This is a genomic window from Bordetella genomosp. 13, from assembly GCF_002119665.1.
Taxonomy (GTDB): Bacteria; Pseudomonadota; Gammaproteobacteria; order Burkholderiales; family Burkholderiaceae_B; genus Bordetella.
This window is the reverse complement of record NZ_CP021111.1, coordinates 4,619,479-4,632,201: the sequence shown is the minus strand read 5'-3', so window position 1 is coordinate 4,632,201 and position 12,723 is coordinate 4,619,479. Positions and strand designations below refer to the sequence as shown.

Below are 12,723 nucleotides of genomic sequence, written 5' to 3'. Positions count from 1 at the left end.
GCGAACCGCGCCATGTTGCGACACGCACTCGCTCCGTTGTTCGAACCCGGCTCTCTGCTCGTCGTGGCCGATCGCGCGCTTCCGGTGGCCGCGGTGCTGCCGGCCCACTTGCGCGCGCGCACCACCATCGTCGATTGCGCGCCCGGCCAGGCGCCCGAACTGCCCGAACGCTGCACCGGCCTGGCCGATGGCGAACGTCCCGACCTGGCGCTGGTCTGCGTTTCCCCGGCCGTGCTGCCCGAAACGCTTCGTCGCCTCGCGCCGCTCGCCCCGCGCGGGGCCATCCTGCTGCCGCACGAGCTGCCCGACCCGTATCCCGGCGGCACCTTGGCGCTGTGCCGGGCGTGGGCACAGGAAACCGGCTGCCAGCTGATGGGCCCCCGATCGTTCGGCGCCCAGCGCCCGCACGCGGGATTGAACCTCAGCCAGCACCCGTCGCTGGCGCGCGGCGGCCGCGTGGCGCTGCTGGCGCAGTCGCGCTCGATCATGGCGGCCATCATGGATTGGGCCGAGGACGTGCACATCGGGTTTTCGGTGGCGGTCACGCTGGGCGACGCCGCCGTGGTCGGCCTGGCGCAGGTGCTCGACTTCCTGGCCAGCGATCCGCGCACCGACAGCATCGTGCTGTATCTGGAAGACGTCGGCCCGGCGCGCGAGTTCGTCAGCGCGCTGCGCGCGGCGGCCAGCGTCAAGCCCGTCATTGTGCTGAAGGCGGGCCGCGCCGATCCGGACGGCGCCGATGCCGTGTTCGATGCCGTGCTGCGGCGCGCGGGCGCGGTGCGGGTGCGCTATTTCGTGCAGCTGTTCTCGGCCGTGAAGGTGCTGGGCTACAAGAGCCGGCCGCGCGGCCGGCGCGTCGCGTTGCTGTCCAACGGCAGCGGCCCGCCGCAACTGGCGCTGGACCTGGCCGGGCCCGACACGCCCATCCTGAAGGCCGAGCTGTCGGCGACCACGCGGCGCGCGCTCGAGACCATGCTCGAGCCCGACGCCGCCATCTCGAATCCGGTCATCACCTATACGCCGCTGACGCCCGAGCGCATCCAGGCCATCCTGGACACGCTGCTGGACGACGCAGGCGTGGATGGCGTGCTGGTGCTGCTGGCGCCGGATGCGCTGGCGGACATGCCGGCCGTGGCCCGGCAGCTGGCGCAGATCGCGCCCAAGGCGCGCAAGCCGGTGGTGTCGTGCTTCATGGGCGATGCGGGCATGCGGCCGTTGCGCCGCATGCTGGACGACGCCGGCACGTCGGCGTTCCGCACGCCCGAGTCGGCCGCGGATGCCTTCGGGGTGCTGGCCACGCATCACTACAACCAGCAACTGCTGCTGCAGACGCAGCCGCCGGAGCCGCCGAGCTTCGAGCCCGACATCGCGGGGGCGCGCGCCATCATCCGGCGCGCGCGGGCGGAAGGCAGGCTGGAGCTCGACGCCGCCGAGGCGCGCGTGCTGCTGGATGCCTTTCTGGTGCCGCTGCGCGCCGAGCCGCGCGACGTGCTGCCCAGCGAGCCCGAGTCTCGTCCCATGGCCATCCGCGTGCGGCGCGACCCGCAGTTCGGTCCCGTCATCCGCTTCGGCGCGGGAGGGGCCGACGCCGCGCTGTCGCCGGCGGACCGCGGGCTCGATCTTCCGCCGCTCAACGGTTTCCTGGCGCGCCAGTTGGTCGAGCGCAGCCGGATATGGCGGCGCGTGTTGGCCCCGCAGGTCGGCAGCCTGGCTGCCGAGGCCTTGCAGCATGCCCTGGTGCAGGTGTCCGAACTGGTGTCCGAGCTGCCCGACGTCGAGTCGCTGGACATCGACCCGATGTACGCGGGCGACACGCAGCTGCGTGCCGCCGGCATGCGCGTGACCCTGTGCCGCGAGCCGGGCTGCGACTCGCCGCAGCAGCAGGGCTATCCGCACATGGCCATCCATCCTTATCCGGCGCGGCTGGTGCAGGTGCGGCGCTTCGAGGACGGCAAGCCCTGGGTCATCCGCCCCATCCGGCCGGAAGACGGCCAGTCGCTGCAGGACTTCATCCGCGGGCTTTCAGAGCGCTCGCGCTACATGCGCTTCGTGTCCATGATGCGCGAACTGACGCCGCGCATGGTGGCGCGCTATACGCAGGTGGACTACCACCGCGAACTGGCGCTGGTGGCGGCGACGCAGATGCCCAACCCCGCGCACCGCGGCCATCCGCGGGAGGTCATCATCGGCTTCGCGCACTACCTGCGCAATCCGGACGGACGCGGCGCGGAATATGCGCTGGTGATCGGCGACGACTGGCAGCGCCGCAAGCTGGGCGGTCAGCTGATGCGCGCGCTGATCGAAGAAGCGCGCGAGCAGGGACTCGAGTACATCGACGGCCTGGTGCTTTCCAGCAACCGCCCCATGCTGACGCTGATGACGCGACTCGGCTTCACCAACGATGCCGATCCCGAGGATCCCACCATGCGGCGGGTGTGGCTGGATCTGCGCGCCGGACGCACCGGCCAGTGACCGCGCCGTTGCGCCCCTCGCCATGAACCTGCGCCAGATCGAAGTCTTTCGCGCGGTGATGCTGGCCGGCTCGGTCAGCGGCGCGGCCCAGATGCTGCACGTCTCGCAGCCGGCCGTCAGCCGGCTCATTTCCTACACCGAGCAGCGGCTGGGATTCGCCTTGTTCCAGCGCCTGCGCGGTCGCTTGCATCCCACCGCCGAGGCGCAGAAGCTCTTTGGCGAGATCGAAGTGCTGTATCAGGCGGTGCAGCGTATCAACGGCCTGGCCGACGACCTTGCCAACCAGACGGGCGGGATGCTGCGGGTCGCCTGCAGTCCCAGCCTTGCCTATGCGCTGATGCCCATGGCCATCGCGGCCTTCGCACGGCGATGGCCCGATGTGAAGGTGGCCTTCGAGGGCATGCTGGCCGAGCCCCTGGTCGACGCGCTGCTCACTCAACGCGTCGACCTGGCGGTTGCCATCGTGCCTCTGCAGCATCCGCGCATCCAGACGCACCGGCTGTACCGCAATCGGATCGTGGCGGTGCTGCCCCCCGGCCATCGTCTGGCGGCACGCAGGCGCCTGCGCGTGACCGACCTGCGCGATGAGAGGGTCATCGGCTACAGCCCCGAGACACCGCTGGCGCATGCCATCGGTCGCCTGTACGACGGGGCCCATCTGGCGCCGCGTTGGGTCGCCGAAGTGAAGCAGACGCATGTGGCCTGCGCCATGGCGCAGCAGGGCCTGGGCATCGCATTGGTGGACGAGCAGGCGCGGGTCGGCGGGGCGTGGCCCGACCTGCAGATGCGCGAGCTTTCGCCGTCGATCGACCTGCAGGTAAGGCTGGGCTATTCCCGCCACGAGCCCCTGCCAGCGCTCGCGCAGGCATTCGCCGACGAACTGCGTGCATTGGACCATCCCGGCCTGGTGGCAGCCGGCTGACGGCAGGGCGGCGCGAGCCCAATGGCAGCGCGGGACTTAACGTCGTGTTATGGATTTTCTCCATATCCGAATACGACATCCGCGCGGGCCTTACCTAGAATTTTCCTTGAGCTGCCACAAAGGCGGTGGGGCGCCAATCCGGCAGTCCCGATAGCAAGGGGAAAACATGAAGCCATTACCGAGAGTGCGCCGGTGGATCGCCGCCGCCGCAATCGTGGCGTTGCCGGCCGCGGCGTCCGCCGCCGGGTATCCGGACCGTCCCATCACCATGGTGGTGCCGTACCCCGCGGGCGGCTCGCTCGATACCGTGGGCCGGCCGATCGCGCAGGCGTTCGAGAAGGCCACGGGCCAACCCATGATTCTGGAGAACGCGGGCGGCGCCGGTGGACTGATCGGCGCAGGCAAAGTGGCCAAGTCCCATCCGGACGGCAACACGCTCCTGCTGGCCAGCAATGGCCAGGTCACCATCGCGCCGCTGGTGTACAAGGAAATTCCCTATGACCCCGCCGCCGACCTCGTGCCCATCGTGCATCTGGTCGACCAGACGGCAGTGCTGTATGCCGGCGCCAAGTCGCCGTACCAGACCTTTGCCGACGTCGTTGCGGCGGTGAAGGCGGGGGGCGACAGCGTGCAGTTCGCTTCCAGCGGCACCGGCAGCATCTCGCACCTCGCGCTGGAACTGCTGGCGCAGAAGATGGGCGCGCGCTTCAACCACATCCCATACCGCGGCGCCGCGCCCGCCCTGCAGGACCTGGCCGGTGGACAGGTGCCCTTGCTGTTCACCTTCGTTGGTTCGGCAAAGCCGTTGACCGCCTCGGGGATGGTGCGCCCGCTCGCCGTGGCGGCGCCGCGGCGCTTGGCCGCGTTGCCGGACGTTCCCACCTTTGCCGAGCTGGGCTACCCCGGTGTCGAGGCTTCGGTCTGGATCGGGCTGATGGCGCCAAAGGGCACGCCGCAGGACCGCGTCGAGCGCCTGTCCGACATCGTCGGCGGCATGCTGCGGCAGCCCGCGTTCCAGAAGCTCATGGCCGACAACAACATGGAGGTCAAGGGCGGCTCGGTACCGGACTTCCGCAAGATGATGGCCGAGGATGCCGCGCGCTGGGCCGGACTGGCCAAGACGGCGAACCTGGCCGCCAAGTAGCAGCCCACTGGCCTCGGCCGGCCGGTCGGGCTCGGCGGTACCGGGTCCGGCCTTCTCTTCACTCAGGAAAATCAGATGAAACAAGTCACCGGCGTGGCTCCTTCCGGCTCGATGGGAAGCGGCTACAACCTTGCCTCATTCAAGCGCGCCATGCAGGCCGAACCCGACTTCATCGGCCAGGACGCCGGATCCACCGACATGGGGCCGTACTACCACGGCGCGGACAAGCCCTTCCTGCCTTTGTCGGCCTACCGGCGCGATCTGTCGGTGATGCTGGGGGCGGCGCGCGCAGCCCGCATCCCGCTGTTGATCGGATCGGCCATCACCAATGGCTCCAACGCCACGCTGGCATTGATGATCCAGATGCTGCGCGAGGTGGCGGCGGAGCAGAAGCTGTCCTTTAAGCTGGCCGTGATCGGCGCCGAGATCGACAAGACCTATCTCAAGGCCAAGATCGCGGCCGGTCCGGTCGAGCCGCTGGGTCCCGAGGGGCTGCTGACGGCCGAGGCGGTGGACGCCGCCGGTCCCATCGTGGCGCAGATGGGCATGGAGCCGTTCATGCGCGCGCTGTCCGAAGGCGCAGACGTCATCATTGCCGGGCGTGCCTGCGATGACGCGGTCTTCGCCGCATTGCCGGTGCTGCGGGGCTTCGATCCCGGCCTGTCCCTGCATTGCGGAAAAATCCTGGAGTGCGCGGGCCTCTCGGCGGTGCCCTACGATCTGGGCGAACCCATGATCGGCCGGGTGCGCGAAGACCACTTCGAGGTCGAGCCCGCCAATCCCGACAGCCGCTGCACCACGGTATCCGTGGCGGGACATTCTCTGTACGAGCGCAGCGACCCCTTCCTGCAGGCTGGGCCCGGCGGCATCAACGACCTCACGCACGCCGCATTCGAGCAGGCCGATTCCCGCATCGTGCGCGTACGCGGCAGTGCATATGTCAAGGACGAGAGATATCGGGTCAAGCTCGAGGCCGCCGAGCGGGTCGGCTATCGCAGCATCGTGGTGGTAGGCATCCGGGACGCCGTGATGATCCGCGAACTGGACCATGTATTCGAGCACGTGCGCGAACGGGCCGAGGAGCGCTTCGGGTTGAGCGGGAATGGCATCAACCTGCTTTTCCGCACGTATGGCCGCGATGGCGTGATGGGCAGCCTCGAGCCGGAGCGCGACCTGCCTCCCAAGGAGGTCGGGCTGGTGATCGATGCGGTGGCGCCGGACCAGGACACCGCGACCGCGGTCGCCATGTTCTCGCGCGGGGTGCTGCAGCACGCGCACTATCCGGGCATCCTGACCACGGCGGGCAACATGGCCTATCCGTTCTCGCCCTTCGGCGTGCCGGTGGGGCCGGCGTACCGCTTCTCCATCTATCACCTCATGCCCGTGGCGCATGCCTGCGAGTGCTTTCCCATTCACTACGAGACCATCAGGAACTGACGCCATGGCCACTGCCACCCAGCCATTGACGGCCTTCGCCAAGGTCATCCGCAGCAAGAACTCCGGGCCCTTCGAGCTGACCTTCGATGTGATGTTCGACGAGGACGCACCCTATCTGTTCGTGAAACGGAGCGGCGTCATCAACGTGGAGAATGTCGCTGCGGCCTATTCCATCATGGCCAGCGACGTGCTCGTGTGCACCGCCTTCGACGCGGCGCGGGCGTTCAAGATCACCATCAAGCGGCCGGTGAGTTCGGGCGATCTGATGGACCGCGACGTGTACGGCTGCCAGCAGCACGTGCCGCTGACGCGGCTGCAGATTCCGGCCTGAGTGGGGGCGTGCGCTCAGCGGCGCGCGCTCAGCGCAGCACCTCGGCCAGGAACCCGGCGATGTCCTCGACTTCCGGCGCGCACACCGAGTGCGGCATGGGATAGGCGTGCCAGCGCACGTCGTAGCCCAGCGACTGCAGCATGTGCCGCGACGCTTCGGCGCGCGCCACGGGCACGACCGGGTCGTACAGCCCGTGCGCCATGAAGATGGGCGTGGCCTGGTTGGCCGACTGGCGTTCGGCCGTGGCGGTGTCGGCCAGCGGCAGGTAGCCCGACAGCGCCACCATGCCGGCCAGGCGCTGCGGCAGCCGCAGGCCGGTATGCAGCGTCATCGCGCAACCTTGCGAGAAGCCGGCCAATACGATGCGCTCGGTCGGGATGCCGCGCGCGTTCTCGCGGCGCAGGAGCGCCTGCACGGCCAGTTCGCTGGCGCGGATGCCGTCGCCGTCTTCGCGGCGCACCAGGTCCTGGCCCAGGATGTCGTACCACGACCGCATCGCCATGCCGCCGTTGATGGTGACCGGCTGCACGGGCGCGTTGGGAAACACGAAGCGCACCGCGGGCGGCAGCACCGCCTGCAGTTCGGGCACGATGGGCGCGAAGTCGTTGCCGTCCGCGCCCAGGCCGTGCAGCCACAGCACCGCGTGCGTCGGGTTGGGAGCGGTCTCGATCTCGATGCAGTCCAGCAGGGGCAGGTCGGTGGTCATGAGAAGGCGGGTAGGGGGTAAGGCGGGCGGTGGGTCAGGCGGCCAGCGACTTCAATGCCTGGAACAGGGCGCGGTACTGCTTGCGCTGCGGCTCTTGTCCGGGGTTGAGCATGGCGTTGTGCTGCGCTTCCTTGCGCGCGGCGCGGATGACCGCGCGCAGGTGCTGGATATCGGTATCGGGATAGTCCTGCAGCAGCTCGGTCAGCGCGTCGTCGTCGGCCAGCAGGCGTTCGCGCAGCGTTTCCAGCCGGTGCATGGCCGCGGTTTCTTCACGAGAGCCGTTGCGCCAGGTGTCGAGCTGCGCGCGGATGACGTCGGCCGGCGCATCGCGCATCAGCTTGCCCACGTAGTGAGTCTGGCGGCGGCGGCCTTCGCGGCTGGTGGTGCGCTGGGCCTCGCGGATCGCTTCGTACAGGCGCTCGGCCAGCGGCAGCTGCTTCAGGCGGTCGGGCGACAGCTCGATCAGTTCCTTGCCCAGGTCGAGCAGGGCGTGCAGTTCGCGCTTGACCTGCGATTTGCTGGGACGGTCGTAGCCGTTGTCGTCGAGCCCGTCGTCGCCGACGGAATCGGGGTGTTCGGAATGCATGGAAAAAATCGGGTCGTAAGCGGACTTGGCTATGATAACCGTCTCTGCAAATTGGACAGCAATGGTCAACTCTTCCTCATCCCTGCCGGTGGCCGCGAATCACGCGCGTTTCAGCGAACTCGTCGAGAAGGTGCTGGATTACGCCCGGCGCGCCGGCGCCAGCGATGCGGTGGCCGAGGTCTCCGAAAGCCTGGGCCTGTCCGTCTCGGTGCGCAACAATGACATCGAGACCGTCGAGCAGACGCGCGACCGCGCGCTCGACCTGACCCTGTACGCCGGCCAGAGCCGCGGCTCGGCCTCCACCTCCGATTTCTCCGACGAGGCGCTGCGCCAGACCGTCGAGGCTGCCTGGCACATCGCCCGCCATACCGCCGCCGATCCCGCGGCCGGCCTGCCCGACGCCGATCGCCTGGCCACCGACGGCTACCCCGACCTGGCGCTGCACTACGCCTGGCCCGTGGGCACCGAGGCGGCCGCCGAACTCGCGCTGCGCGCCGAGCGCGCCGCCCGCGATACCGACGCGCGCATCACCAACACCGACGGCGCCACCGTGGGCACCTACGAAGGCCAGTTCGTCATGGGCAACACCCGCGGCTTCCTGGGCGGCTATCCGTATTCGCGGCACAGCCTGTCCGTGGCGCCCATTGCCGGGCGCGGCAACCACATGCAGCGCGACTACTGGTACTCGTCGCAGCGCGATCCGCGCAACCTGGCCTCGCCCGAGGCAGTGGGCCGCTACGCCGCCGAGCGCACCCTGTCGCGCCTGTCGGCGCGCCGCATCCGCACCGGCAAGTTCCCCGTGCTGTTCGAGGCCCCGCTGGCGCTGGGCCTGCTGGGCGCCTTCACCCAGGCGACCAACGGCGGCGCCCTGTACCGCAAGGCCAGCTTCCTGGTCGACGCGCTGGGCAAGCCCGTGTTCGCCGACCACATCGACGTGGCCGAAGACCCGCACGTGGCGGGCGCCATGGGCAGCTCGCCCTTCGACGACGAGGGCGTGCGCACGCAGGCCCGCAGCGTCGTGTCGGGCGGCGTGCTCGAAGGTTATTTCCTGTCCAGCTACACGGCCCGCAAGCTGGGCATGGCCACCACCGGCAACGCCGGCGGGTCGCACAATCTGTCGCTCACTTCGCGGCTGACGCGTCCCGAGGACGACTTCGAGGCCATGCTGCGCAAGCTGGGCACGGGCCTGCTGGTCACCGAGCTGATCGGGCAGGGCGTCAATTACGTCACCGGCGACTACTCGCGCGGCGCCTTCGGCTACTGGGTCGAGAACGGCCGCATCCAGCATGCGGTGCAGGAAATCACCATCGCCGGCAACCTGGCCGATATGTTCCGCGGCATCGCCGCGGTGGGCTCGGACACCATCTCGCGCGGCACCAAGCGCACCGGCTCGATCCTGATCGAGCAGATGTCGGTGGCCGGCACCTGACGACGCTCGCTGCGGCGGCTCCCAGGGGGGCGCGCTGTCGAATGGCTGTTTTGCCACACGCTTGCGCAAGATTTGAACAAACGTGCTAGAATCGTCAGCTTTCCCTTTTCATGTCTTTTGCACGGGCGGATCCATAACGCTTAGGCGGAGATCAAGAAATTGTGGAAATACGGCCCGGCCGATGTCCGGCGGGCTATTCATCTGAATCTTAGGAACCATCATGAAGACCTTTGTGGCCAAGCCGCATGAAGTCAAGCGTGACTGGTTTGTGATCGACGCCAAGGGCAAGGTCCTCGGTCGTGTGGCCAGCGAAGTCGCACACCGTCTGCGTGGCAAGCACAAACCCGAATTCACTCCGCACGTTGACACCGGTGACTACATCATCATCGTCAACGCCGCCGATATCGTCGTCACGGGCAACAAGGCGCAAGGCAAGAAGTACTTCCGCCACACCACCTACCCGGGCGGTATCCGCGAAACGAACTTCGAGAAAATGCAGCAGCGTTTTCCCGGCCGCGCCATCCAGAAGGCCGTCAAGGGCATGCTGCCCAAGGGTCCGCTGGGCTACGCCATGATCAAGAAACTCAAGGTGTACGCCGGTGCCGAGCACCCGCACACCGCTCAGCAGCCCAAGCCGCTGGAATTCTAAGGACACGCCATGATCGGTAACTGGAATTACGGAACCGGCCGTCGCAAAACCTCGGTGGCTCGCGTTTTCATCAAGAAGGGCACCGGCAAGATCGTCGTCAACGGCAAGCCCGTCGACGAGTTCTTCGCCCGCGAAACCGGCCGCATGGTCGTGCGCCAGCCCCTGGTCCTGACCGGCCTCGTCGAATCGTTCGACATCAAGGTCAACGTGCACGGCGGCGGTGAAACCGGCCAGGCCGGCGCGGTCCGTCACGGCATCACGCGCGCCCTGATCGACTACGACGCCACCCTGAAGTCGGCCCTGTCGCAAGCGGGCTTCGTCACCCGCGACGCGCGAGAAGTCGAACGCAAGAAAGTCGGCTTCCGCAAGGCACGTCGGCGCAAGCAGTTCAGCAAGCGCTAATGTTCCCCAAAAAGGCCGCGAAAGCGGCCTTTTTGTTTTCCGGCCCCGCCTGGCGCGCGGGCTGGAAGCGCCCGAGGTCGCGGCGCGAGCAGTGCCGGCGCGGAACCCCGTGCCCGTCCACCGGTCGGAACAAGGATGCGCGCGGCGCCGCCGCGTCGTCCGTTTCCTGAGCGATACTATCGATCTACGTTTTCTGGGTTTTCACCATGGCTCAAGCATCGAACTCCCGCATCAAGGTTGGCATCGTCGGCGGCACCGGCTATACCGGCGTCGAACTGTTGCGCCTGCTGTCTCAGCACCCCAACGCAGAACTGGTGGCCATCACGTCCCGCAAGGAAGACGGACTGCCCGTGGCCGACATGTATCCGAACCTGCGCGGCCACGTCGATCTGGCCTTCAGCGCGCCCGAAAAGGCGCGGCTTACCGATTGCGACGTGGTGTTCTTCGCCACGCCGCACGGCGTGGCCATGGCCCAAGCTCAGGAACTGCTGGCCACCGGCACGCGCGTCATCGACCTGGCAGCCGACTTCCGCCTGCAGGACACCGCGGTGTTCGAGCGCTGGTACAAGATGCCGCACAGCTGCCCCGACGTCCTGGCCGAATCCGTCTACGGCCTGGTCGAACTCAACCGTGAAGCCATCTCCAAGGCGCGCGTCATCGGCAATCCGGGCTGCTATCCCACCACGGTGCTGCTGGGCCTGGCCCCGCTGCTCGAGGGCGGCAAGCAACTGGTCGACACGCAGACCCTGATCGCCGACTGCAAGTCGGGCGTGTCGGGCGCGGGCCGCAAGGCCGAAGTGGCCACGCTGTTTTCCGAAGCGTCCGACAACTTCAAGGCATATGGCCTGCCCGGCCATCGCCACCACCCCGAAATCACGGCGCAGCTCGAGAAGATCTCGGGCGGCGCCGTGTCGCTGACCTTTGTGCCCCATCTGGTGCCGATGATCCGCGGCATGTTCTCCACCATCTACGCCCGCATCCAGCCTGGCGCGCGCGATACCGACTTCCAGGCCCTGTTCGAACAGCGCTACGCCGACGAACGCTTCGTCGACGTGCTGCCCGCGGGCAGCGCGCCCGAAACCCGTTCGGTGCGCGGCTCGAACATGCTGCGCATCTCGGTGCAGCGGCCCAACAACGGCGATCTGCTGATCGTGCTGGTGGTGCAGGACAATCTGGTCAAGGGCGCGGCCGGCCAGGCGGTGCAGAACATGAACCTGATGTTCGGCCTGCCCGAGTCGGCAGGCCTCGACCAGGTCGCCATCCTGCCCTGACCTCATCGGACGGCGGTCGCGCGCCGTCCCGCTGTGCATGCAAGACGCCCACGCACCGAACTCCAGCCGGCCGCGCTCGCCACGCAGAGTGGCGCGCATCGCGTGGCTGGTCCTGGTGCTGGGCGCTGGCGTGCTGCTTGGCGTGGGCGTGGCGTCCCGTTATGCGCAAGAGCCGCAGAAGGGCATGGTGGTGCTTACCGCAGACCAGGCCGCGGCGCAGCGCTTGGCGCTGCGGCAGCGCGAGGCCGACATACAGCGTCTGCGCACCGATCTCGACACCGCCGGCGGCGAACTGGCCATCGAACGCGCGGCGCGCATCGAGCTCGAGGCCCAGCTGAAGATCGCGCAGGAAGAAGCGGGCCGTGCGCGCGACCAATTGGCATTCTTCGAGCAATTGCTGCCCGCGGGCCCCGAGGGCGCGGTCGACATCCGCGGGGCTCAGTTGGAACGATCGGGCCAGGCGCTGGCCTACAAGGTGCTGCTGATGCGGTCGGGCCGGGCCAGCGACACGCCTTTTGCGGGCGCGTTGCGGTTCCACGCGGTGGGCAGGCAGAACGAGCAGAAGGCGGAGTTCGATCTGGCGCCGTTGCGCGTGAAAGAGGACCGTCCCGCAGGCACGGGCAGCCAGGCGCGCGAAGCAGCATCCGATTCGGCGCCCGGGCAGCAGCCGTCCGACAAACCCGCCGGCAATGCGCTGCCCATCCAGTTCGACCAGTACCTGCGCAGCCAGGGCATGCTGGAGCTGCCGGAGGGTTTCGTCCCCGAAACCGTTACGGTCAGCGTGCTCGAGGGCGACGCGGTGCGCGCCTCGCGCGTCGTCCCGCTGATTTTGAGTCCGGCTTCGCCTGGGCTATAGTGAACCCATAGGGGCGGCAAAGCTGCCCGCAAGCATTTGGCCACGCGGCCAGGAGTGTAATCATGAACGCTGTCACCGAAACCGTAGACCTGCAGGCCCCGCCGCCCGTGCCCCTGGTCTTCACCGATTCCGCCGCCATCAAGGTCAAGGACCTGCTGGCCGAGGAAGGCAACCCTGACCTGAAGCTGCGCGTGTTCGTGCAAGGCGGCGGCTGTTCCGGCTTCCAATACGGCTTCACGTTCGACGAAGTCGTCAACGAAGACGACACCGTGCTCGACAAGAACGGCGTGCAGCTGCTGGTCGACCCGATGAGCTTCCAGTACCTGGTAGGCGCCGAGATCGACTACAAAGAAGATCTGGAAGGCGCGCAGTTCGTCATCCGCAATCCCAACGCCACCACCACCTGCGGTTGCGGTTCGTCCTTCTCGGTATAAGCAGGACGCCGATCAGCCAGGCCGATTGAAAAGCCCTCGCGTGCCATCAGGCGCGCGAGGGCTTTTGTCTGTACGCGCGCGCCG

Annotated in this window: 13 protein-coding genes; 11 read left to right on the top strand and 2 right to left on the bottom strand. The window is 68.0% G+C overall.

The genetic code is table 11. The annotated features are described in order from the left end of the window. Nucleotides 1–12: 12 nt before the first annotated feature. The 5 genes from CAL15_RS20900 (at nucleotide 13) to CAL15_RS20880 (ending at nucleotide 6,306) form a co-directional block, all read left to right on the top strand. Nucleotides 13–2,472 carry a bifunctional acetate--CoA ligase family protein/GNAT family N-acetyltransferase gene (locus CAL15_RS20900; RefSeq protein WP_086080245.1) on the top strand — a complete coding sequence of 820 codons (2,460 nt, stop codon included), beginning with the start codon at nucleotides 13–15 and terminating at the stop codon, nucleotides 2,470–2,472. A gap of 22 nt (nucleotides 2,473–2,494) precedes the next feature. Beyond that, complete coding sequence (locus tag CAL15_RS20895; protein ID WP_232468049.1) at nucleotides 2,495–3,394, top strand: LysR substrate-binding domain-containing protein; 900 nt, start codon at nucleotides 2,495–2,497, stop codon at nucleotides 3,392–3,394. A gap of 166 nt (nucleotides 3,395–3,560) precedes the next feature. Beyond that, nucleotides 3,561–4,538 carry a Bug family tripartite tricarboxylate transporter substrate binding protein gene (locus tag CAL15_RS20890; RefSeq protein WP_086080243.1) on the top strand — a complete coding sequence of 326 codons (978 nt, stop codon included), beginning with the start codon at nucleotides 3,561–3,563 and terminating at the stop codon, nucleotides 4,536–4,538. Between the two features lie 75 nt (nucleotides 4,539–4,613). Further along, nucleotides 4,614–5,975 (top strand): acyclic terpene utilization AtuA family protein, encoded by a 1,362-nt coding sequence (locus CAL15_RS20885; RefSeq protein WP_086080242.1) that lies wholly within the window; start codon nucleotides 4,614–4,616, stop codon nucleotides 5,973–5,975. Nucleotides 5,976–5,979: 4 nt separating this feature from the next. After that, entirely contained in the window at nucleotides 5,980–6,306 is a 327-nt protein-coding gene (locus tag CAL15_RS20880; RefSeq protein ID WP_086080241.1) for a DUF4387 domain-containing protein, read from the top strand. A 28-nt stretch (nucleotides 6,307–6,334) separates the two neighbouring features. Here the strand turns inward: CAL15_RS20880 and CAL15_RS20875 are convergent, their stop codons facing one another. Next, on the bottom strand, nucleotides 6,335–7,012 hold the full coding sequence (locus CAL15_RS20875) for an alpha/beta hydrolase (RefSeq protein ID WP_086080240.1): 678 nt from the start codon (nucleotides 7,010–7,012) through the stop codon (nucleotides 6,335–6,337). Nucleotides 7,013–7,046: 34 nt separating this feature from the next. Further along, a complete protein-coding gene (yjgA, locus tag CAL15_RS20870; RefSeq protein WP_086080239.1) occupies nucleotides 7,047–7,598 on the bottom strand; it encodes a ribosome biogenesis factor YjgA in 552 nt (183 codons plus the stop codon). 61 nt (nucleotides 7,599–7,659) lie between these two features. Here yjgA and pmbA point away from each other — a divergent pair, with 61 nt between their 5' ends. From pmbA to erpA, 6 genes are all read left to right on the top strand, one after another. Continuing rightward, nucleotides 7,660–9,027: a metalloprotease PmbA gene (pmbA, locus tag CAL15_RS20865; RefSeq protein WP_086080238.1), complete on the top strand. Its 1,368-nt coding sequence runs from the start codon at nucleotides 7,660–7,662 to the stop codon at nucleotides 9,025–9,027. Nucleotides 9,028–9,247: 220 nt separating this feature from the next. Continuing rightward, nucleotides 9,248–9,676, top strand: a complete 429-nt coding sequence (gene rplM, locus CAL15_RS20860) for a 50S ribosomal protein L13 (RefSeq protein WP_086080237.1) — start codon at nucleotides 9,248–9,250, stop codon at nucleotides 9,674–9,676. A 9-nt stretch (nucleotides 9,677–9,685) separates the two neighbouring features. Beyond that, entirely contained in the window at nucleotides 9,686–10,078 is a 393-nt protein-coding gene (gene rpsI, locus CAL15_RS20855; RefSeq protein ID WP_086080236.1) for a 30S ribosomal protein S9, read from the top strand. A 206-nt stretch (nucleotides 10,079–10,284) separates the two neighbouring features. After that, a complete protein-coding gene (gene argC / locus CAL15_RS20850; protein ID WP_086080235.1) occupies nucleotides 10,285–11,349 on the top strand; it encodes an N-acetyl-gamma-glutamyl-phosphate reductase in 1,065 nt (354 codons plus the stop codon). Nucleotides 11,350–11,386: 37 nt separating this feature from the next. Next, a complete protein-coding gene (locus tag CAL15_RS20845) occupies nucleotides 11,387–12,205 on the top strand; it encodes a DUF6776 family protein (RefSeq protein ID WP_086080234.1) in 819 nt (272 codons plus the stop codon). Between the two features lie 62 nt (nucleotides 12,206–12,267). Next, nucleotides 12,268–12,639, top strand: a complete 372-nt coding sequence (erpA, locus tag CAL15_RS20840; RefSeq protein ID WP_086080233.1) for an iron-sulfur cluster insertion protein ErpA — start codon at nucleotides 12,268–12,270, stop codon at nucleotides 12,637–12,639. The last annotated feature ends 84 nt before the right edge of the window (nucleotides 12,640–12,723 follow it).

Coding starts and splice junctions, on each gene's coding strand:
- CAL15_RS20875 (WP_086080240.1), bottom strand. CDS start 7,012: ATGACCACCGACCTGCCCCTGCTGGACTGCATCGAGATCGAGACCGCT.
- pmbA (WP_086080238.1), top strand. CDS start 7,660: ATGGTCAACTCTTCCTCATCCCTGCCGGTGGCCGCGAATCACGCGCGT.
- argC (WP_086080235.1), top strand. CDS start 10,285: ATGGCTCAAGCATCGAACTCCCGCATCAAGGTTGGCATCGTCGGCGGC.
- erpA (WP_086080233.1), top strand. CDS start 12,268: ATGAACGCTGTCACCGAAACCGTAGACCTGCAGGCCCCGCCGCCCGTG.
- yjgA (WP_086080239.1), bottom strand. CDS start 7,598: ATGCATTCCGAACACCCCGATTCCGTCGGCGACGACGGGCTCGACGAC.
- CAL15_RS20890 (WP_086080243.1), top strand. CDS start 3,561: ATGAAGCCATTACCGAGAGTGCGCCGGTGGATCGCCGCCGCCGCAATC.
- CAL15_RS20845 (WP_086080234.1), top strand. CDS start 11,387: ATGCAAGACGCCCACGCACCGAACTCCAGCCGGCCGCGCTCGCCACGC.
- CAL15_RS20895 (WP_232468049.1), top strand. CDS start 2,495: ATGAACCTGCGCCAGATCGAAGTCTTTCGCGCGGTGATGCTGGCCGGC.
- rplM (WP_086080237.1), top strand. CDS start 9,248: ATGAAGACCTTTGTGGCCAAGCCGCATGAAGTCAAGCGTGACTGGTTT.
- CAL15_RS20885 (WP_086080242.1), top strand. CDS start 4,614: ATGAAACAAGTCACCGGCGTGGCTCCTTCCGGCTCGATGGGAAGCGGC.
- CAL15_RS20880 (WP_086080241.1), top strand. CDS start 5,980: ATGGCCACTGCCACCCAGCCATTGACGGCCTTCGCCAAGGTCATCCGC.
- CAL15_RS20900 (WP_086080245.1), top strand. CDS start 13: ATGTTGCGACACGCACTCGCTCCGTTGTTCGAACCCGGCTCTCTGCTC.
- rpsI (WP_086080236.1), top strand. CDS start 9,686: ATGATCGGTAACTGGAATTACGGAACCGGCCGTCGCAAAACCTCGGTG.